This window comes from Falsiroseomonas oryziterrae, assembly GCF_021864505.1.
Classification (GTDB): Bacteria; Pseudomonadota; Alphaproteobacteria; order Acetobacterales; family Acetobacteraceae; genus Falsiroseomonas; species Falsiroseomonas oryziterrae.
Genome location: NZ_JAKJIB010000253.1, coordinates 1 through 6,231 on the forward strand (window position 1 = coordinate 1; position 6,231 = coordinate 6,231).

The window sequence follows — 6,231 nt, forward strand, 5'->3', positions numbered from 1 at the left end:
CGGCGCGGCGGCCTCCGTGCGGCCGCATCCTCGCAGGTCGGAGCGTGTTCTCCGCCGCGGCGCGCCTCTTTCCCTCTCCCGCTTGCGGGGGAGGGTGCCCTCGCGCAGCGAGGGCGGGTGGGGGCCGGCGCCACCCTGCGACTTGGCCGGGCAACCGCGCTAGCCTGCACCTCCACCCGCAACGGAACATCCCCATGCAGATCCGCCTCGACGGCCGCGCCGCGCTGATCACCGGCGGCTCCAAGGGCCTCGGCCGCGCCATGGCGGAGGCCTTCGTCGAGGCCGGCGCCTCCGTCGCCATCGTCGCCCGCCGCCCGGCCGAGCTCGAGGCCGCCCGCGACGCGATCGCCGCGCGCTTCCAGGGCGCGCGCATCGTCGCCATCCCCGCCGATGTCTCGACCGCGGAAGGCTGTGCGCGCGCCGCGGCCGAAGCGCAGGCTGCCCTCGGCCAGGTGGACATCCTGGTCAACAACGCCGGCACCAGCCAGCGCGGCGCCTTCCTCGAATTGGACGACGCGCTCTGGCAGGCCGATCTCGACCTCAAGCTCTTCGCCGCCATCCGCCTCACCCGCGCCCTCTGGCCGGGCATGCAGGCGCGGCGCTGGGGGCGCGTGATCAACGTGCTCTCGACCCAGGCCAAGACGCCCGGCCCCGGCGGCGCGCCCACCGCCGTGACGCGCGCCGCCGGCATGGCGCTGACCAAGGTCCTCGCGCATGAGGGCGCGCCGCACGGCATCCTCGTGAACGGCCTGATGGTCGGCATCATCGAAAGCGACCAATGGGTGCGCCGCCACGCCACCGACCCGCGCGGCCTGACCTGGGAGGAATGGAAGGCCGACGCCGCCAAGGGCGTGCCGCTCGGCCGACTCGGCAAGGCCGAGGAGTTTGCCGCACTCGCCGTGTTCCTCTGCTCCGAGCAGGGCGGCTACGTGAACGGCACGGCGATCAACGTGGATGGCGGCCGCAGCCCCGTCACCTGACATCTGCCCCAATTCAATGCAGTTCGTTTGAGAAATGGGCGCATTCGCCCCGGCCTCTGCCTGATCTGCCCGAAAAGCGTGCGGCACATGGATTGCTGATCACCCGGCGAACCCGGCACACACCGGGCAACCGTCCGGAGGACCCGTCGCCATGGCCCGCCGCTTCACCAATCCCTTCGACCAGAGCGCCTCGCTCGCCTGCGGCTGCGGCCGCACGCATGAGGCGGGCTTCGCCTGCGACGACCTGCCGAACGCCCCTGCGCAGGACGGCACCGGCGCCTATGGCGAGATCGCCGAGCAGGCGGTGCTCCGCGCCCTCTACCCCGACGACGCGACGCGGCGCGGCATGCTGCGCGCGGTCGGCGCCGGCACGCTCTTCGCCGCCATCAACGCCTTCTTCCCGCTCGGCGCGGCGCGCGAGGCGCTGGCCCAGGCGCCCGCCGGCGCGATCGAGAAGCGCGACCTGAAGATCGGCTTCATCCCGATCACCTGCGCGACGCCGATCATCATGGCCGACCCGATGGGCTTCTACCGGCGCCACGGCCTGAACGTCGAAGTCATCCGCACCGCCGGCTGGGCGGTGATCCGCGACCGCTCCATCGCGCGCGAATACGACGCCGCGCACATGCTGGCCCCGATGCCGCTCGCCATGTCGCTCGGCGTCGGCGTGGCGCAGCCCATCCCCTTCGCCGTCGCCGCGATCGAGAACGTCAACGGCCAGGCCATCACGCTGGCGAACAAGCACCGCGAGCGCCGCAACCCGCGCGACTGGCGCGGCTTCCGCTTCGCCGTCCCCTTCGACTTCTCGATCCACAACTACCTGCTGCGCCACTACGTGGCCGAGCACGGGCTCGATCCCGACCGCGACATCCAGATCCGCGCCGTGCCGCCGCCCGAGATGGTCGCCAATCTGCGCGCCGACAACATCGACGGCTTCCTCGGTCCCGATCCCTTCAACCAGCGCGCCGTCTTCGACGGCGTCGGCTTCATCCACATCCTGACCAAGGAGCTGTGGGACGGGCATCCCTGCTGCGCCTTCGCCGTGCCGCGCAGCATGGTGACCGAGACGCCGAACACCTTCCACGCGCTGCTGCGCGCCATCGTGGAGGCCACCGCCCATTCCCACGCGCCCCAGAACCGGCGCGAGGTCGCGGCCGCGATCTCCGGCCAGAACTACCTGAACCAGCCGCAGACGGTGGTGGAGCAGGTCCTGACCGGCACCTTCGCCGACGGCCTCGGCCGCGTGCAGCGCGTGCCCGACCGCATCGGCTTCGATCCCTTCCCCTGGCACTCCATGGCGATGTGGATCCTGACGCAGATGCGCCGCTGGGGTCAGCTGCAGCGCGACGTGGACTACCGCCAGGTGGCCGAGCAGGTCTTCCTCGCGACCGACGCCGCCAACGCCATGCGCGCGCTCGGCCAGCCGGTGCCGTCCTCCACGGTGCAGTCCTTCCAGGTGATGGGCCGCACCTTCGACCCTGCAAACCCGGCGCCCTGGACCGAGCGCGGCATCCGGACGTCCTGAGCCGCCCATGTCCCGTCATGTGACGAATGCGCAGGCGGCGCTTCTGTCGCTTGCGATCCTGGCTGCCTTCCTCGGGATCTGGGAGTTCTCGGCGCGCAGCGGCGGTCCCGCGGGCGGCGCCGCGCTCGATCCCGAATACGCCGCGCTGCTCGGCGCGGCGGCGGCGCAGGGCGGGCAGACGCCCTTCCCGATGCCCTCCGAGATCGCCGTCCGGCTGTGGGAGCTGGTGCGCGATCCCTTCTACATCCGCGGCCCCAACGACCAGGGCATCGGCATCCAGCTCGCCTATTCGCTGGCCCGCGTCGGCGCCGGCTTCCTCATCGCGGCCGCCGTCGCGATCCCGCTCGGCTTCCTGATCGGCATGTCGCCGTTGCTCTCGGCAGCCCTCAACCCCTTCATCCAGGTGCTGCGGCCGGTCTCGCCGCTCGCCTGGATGCCGCTCGCGCTCTACACGATCAAGGACAGCAGCGTATCCTCGATCTTCGTCATCTTCATCTGCTCGGTCTGGCCGATGCTGCTCAACACCGCCTTCGGCGTGTCGAGCACGCGCAAGGAATGGCTGAACGTCGCGCGCACGCTGGAAGCCGGCAAGCTCAAGACCGCGTGGAAGGTGATCCTGCCCGCCGCGGCGCCGACCATCCTGACCGGGATGCGCATCTCCATCGGCATCGCCTGGCTGGTCATCGTCGCCGCCGAGATGCTCGTGGGCGGCACCGGCATCGGCTACTGGGTGTGGAACCAGTGGAACAACCTGTCCCTGGCCGACATCGTCATCGCCATCCTGCTGATCGGCATCGTGGGGCTGCTGCTGGACCGGCTGCTCGGCGTGGCAGCGCGCGCCGTGGCCTGGGCGGAGTGACGCCATGAGCAATGCCTACGTCTCGGTCGAGGCCATCGCCCGCCGCTACCCCGGCGCCACCATCTTCGAGAACCTCTGGTTCGACATCCGCCGCGGCGAGTTCGTCTGCCTCGTCGGCCATTCCGGCTGCGGCAAGACGACGGTGCTGAACATCCTCGCCGGGCTGGAAGCGCCCTCCGACGGCGCCGTCATCGTGGACGGGCAGGAGATCACCGGCCCCTCGCTCGACCGCGCGGTGATCTTCCAGGGCCATGCGCTGATGCCCTGGATGACCGCCGAGCAGAACGTCGCCTTCGCGCTGTCCTGCCGGCACCCGTCCTGGCCCAAGGCGAAGCTGCGCGAGGCGGCGCGCGCCGCGCTCGAGAAGGTCGGCCTCGGCCACGCCGCCGACAAGAAGCCGGCCCAGCTCTCGGGCGGCATGAAGCAGCGCGTCGGCATCGCCCGCGCGCTGGCGATCGCGCCCAAGATGCTGCTGATGGACGAGCCCTTCTCCGCGCTCGACGCCCTGACCCGCGGCGCGCTGCAGGAGGAGGTGTCGCGGCTCGTCACCGAAGCCGACCAGACCGCCTTCATGATCACGCATGACGTGGACGAGGCGATCCTGCTCGCCGACCGCATCCTGCTGATGACCAACGGGCCCCAGGCGCGCGTCGCGGAGGTGGTGGTGAACACGCTGCCGCGTCCGCGCGACCGCGCCAGCCTGCATCACATGCCCGGCTACCACGAGTTGCGCGACCACATCCTCGACTTCCTGATCACGCGCAGCCGCACGCTGGCCGGCACGCCGCCCGCGGACTGGAATCCGCGCGACGTGCCCGAGGTGCGCCCGGCTCAGCCTCACGTCCCGCCGCCGCCCCGCGCGGCCGCGTAACGCCTTTTTCCGCCTAGACAGACAGGGGAGTTCCAACGCCATGACCCGTGCCCAGCTCACCGAGAAGATCCTCGACATCAAGCGCGAGAAGAACTGGACCTGGAAGTACATCTGCGGCGAGATCGGCGGCGTCTCCGACACGCTGATCGTCGGTGCGCTGCTCGGCCAGATGAAGCTCGTGAAGCCGCTCGCCGCCAAGGCCGCGAAGCTGTTCGGCCTGTCCGAGGTCGAGGAGCGGATGCTGAACGAGGTGCCCTATCGCGGCACGGCCATGCCGCCGACCGACCCGCTGATCTACCGCTTCTACGAGATGGTGATGGTCAACGGCCCGGCCTGGAAGGCGCTGATCGAGGAGGAGTTCGGCGACGGCATCATGTCCGCCATCGACTTCGACTTCCAGTTCGAGCGCATGGCCCACGAGAAGGGCGACCGCGTGAAGATCGAGATGTCCGGCAAGTTCCTCCCCTACAAGTACTACGGCGCCGAGCAGGGGATCCCGGCCTACGGCTACAAGGAGGAGTGACCCTCCCGCGTCGCGGCGCGGCGTGCTAACCGCCGCCGCGCCAGGCGACGGAGGACAGGATGGCGCGGGAACTGACGGTCGGGATCGCGGGTCTCGGCGCCATCGGACTTCACCTCGCCCGCGCGCTCGACGCCGGCGTCGAGGGCCTCCGCCTGCATTCGGTCGCCGCCCGCGACCACGCCAAGGCGCGCGACAACCTCGCGGGTTTCCGCGCCCCGCCCGCCATCGTCGGCCTCGCCGACCTGGCGGAAGCGGACATCGTGGTCGAAGCCGCGCCGGCGGCGGTCTTCGAGCAGGTCGCGACTGCCGCGATCGCCCGCGGCCGCATCTTCGTCCCTTCCTCCGTCGGCGCGCTGCTGCCGCGCATGCATCTGGTGGAGGAGGCGCGGAAGACCGGCGCGCGCATAGTCGTGCCGACCGGCGCGCTGCTCGGCCTCGACGCGGTGCGCGCCGCCGCCGAGGGCGAGGTGAGCTCCGTCACCATCGAGACCCGCAAGCCCCCGCGCGGGCTGGTCGGCGCGCCGTACCTGGAACAGCACGGCATCGACGTCATGGCCGTGAAGGACGAGAAGAAGCTCGTCTTCAAGGGCAACGCCTATGACGCCGCCCAGGGCTTCCCGGCCAATGTCAACGTCGCGGCGGCACTGGCGCTGGCCGGCATCGGCCCGCAGCGCACCACGATCGAGATCTGGGCCGACCCGCACGTCACCCGCAACACCCACACCATCCGCGTCGAGGCCGCCGCCGCGCGCCTCACCATGACGATCGAGAACGTGCCGAGCGAGGAGAACCCGCGCACCGGCAAGATCACGCCGCTCTCGATCCTCGCCTGCCTGCGCGGCCTGACCTCGACGCTGAAGGTCGGGAGCTAGCGCCTGATCAGCGACGGCGGAATCGCCGGAGCGGTAAATCGGTCGCTCGGACGGAGCCTACGGCGTGGCCCACCGAAGTGGATCACGCCGTAGGCCGCGTCAGCGCCGCGGTCCGGAAGCGGGCGCGGGCGCCGGCGCCGGCGCGGCCGCGACGCGTTCCGCCGCGAAGAACTCCGTCACCGCGTCGGAGAAGCCCGCCAGCGGCACCGGCATCACCACCTGCTCGCGCCGCGCCGCGACCACGAAGGTCAGGCGCAACTGCGTGCCGCGCCGCAGCACCGCCAGCATGTCGTCGGTCAACGGCACGCCGGCATAGACGCCCTCGGCGTCCGAGGTCTGGAAGGGCAGGCGCTGCGCCTCGCCCTCGTCCACCTGCCAGGCCATCCCGTTCGGCAGCGCCGTGCCGTGCGGCAGCTGGAACACCAGCCCGAGCGAGCGCGTCTCCGGCTGCCGCGCCAGCACGATCTGCGCGACCCGCTGGTTCTGCGGCTGGAGCATGATCGCCGCGGACAGCCGGCAGTCGCGCGGCGGCTGTGCCGGCGTGTCCGCGCAGGCCACCGCCCAGGCGCGCGGCGGCTGTGCCGGTGCCGCCTGCGCGGCC

At 71.4% G+C, this 6,231-nt stretch carries 7 protein-coding genes; 6 read left to right on the top strand and 1 reads right to left on the bottom strand.

What is annotated here, in order from left to right; genetic code table 11:
• The first annotated feature begins 194 nt into the window (after nt 1–194).
• The 6 genes from L2I40_RS17230 to L2I40_RS17255 all read left to right on the top strand — a co-directional run bounded on the left by L2I40_RS17230 (nt 195) and on the right by L2I40_RS17255 (nt 5,630).
• A complete protein-coding gene (locus tag L2I40_RS17230; RefSeq protein ID WP_237216426.1) occupies nt 195–980 on the top strand; it encodes an SDR family NAD(P)-dependent oxidoreductase in 786 nt (261 codons plus the stop codon).
• Between the two features lie 151 nt (nt 981–1,131).
• Complete coding sequence (locus tag L2I40_RS17235; protein WP_237216427.1) at nt 1,132–2,505, top strand: CmpA/NrtA family ABC transporter substrate-binding protein; 1,374 nt, start codon at nt 1,132–1,134, stop codon at nt 2,503–2,505.
• A gap of 7 nt (nt 2,506–2,512) precedes the next feature.
• Entirely contained in the window at nt 2,513–3,364 is an 852-nt protein-coding gene (gene ntrB / locus L2I40_RS17240; RefSeq protein ID WP_237216428.1) for a nitrate ABC transporter permease, read from the top strand.
• Nucleotides 3,365–3,368: 4 nt separating this feature from the next.
• Nucleotides 3,369–4,235: an ABC transporter ATP-binding protein gene (locus L2I40_RS17245; protein WP_237216429.1), complete on the top strand. Its 867-nt coding sequence runs from the start codon at nt 3,369–3,371 to the stop codon at nt 4,233–4,235.
• A gap of 40 nt (nt 4,236–4,275) precedes the next feature.
• Nucleotides 4,276–4,758 carry a cyanase gene (cynS, locus tag L2I40_RS17250; RefSeq protein WP_237216430.1) on the top strand — a complete coding sequence of 161 codons (483 nt, stop codon included), beginning with the start codon at nt 4,276–4,278 and terminating at the stop codon, nt 4,756–4,758.
• A 59-nt stretch (nt 4,759–4,817) separates the two neighbouring features.
• The gene (locus L2I40_RS17255; RefSeq protein ID WP_237216431.1) at nt 4,818–5,630 is read left to right on the top strand and encodes an aspartate dehydrogenase; all 813 of its coding nucleotides are present in this window, start codon (nt 4,818–4,820) and stop codon (nt 5,628–5,630) included.
• A gap of 99 nt (nt 5,631–5,729) precedes the next feature.
• Here the strand turns inward: L2I40_RS17255 and L2I40_RS17260 are convergent.
• The coding region (locus tag L2I40_RS17260; protein WP_237216432.1) for an invasion associated locus B family protein at nt 5,730–6,231 on the bottom strand (502 nt) is incomplete at its 5' end.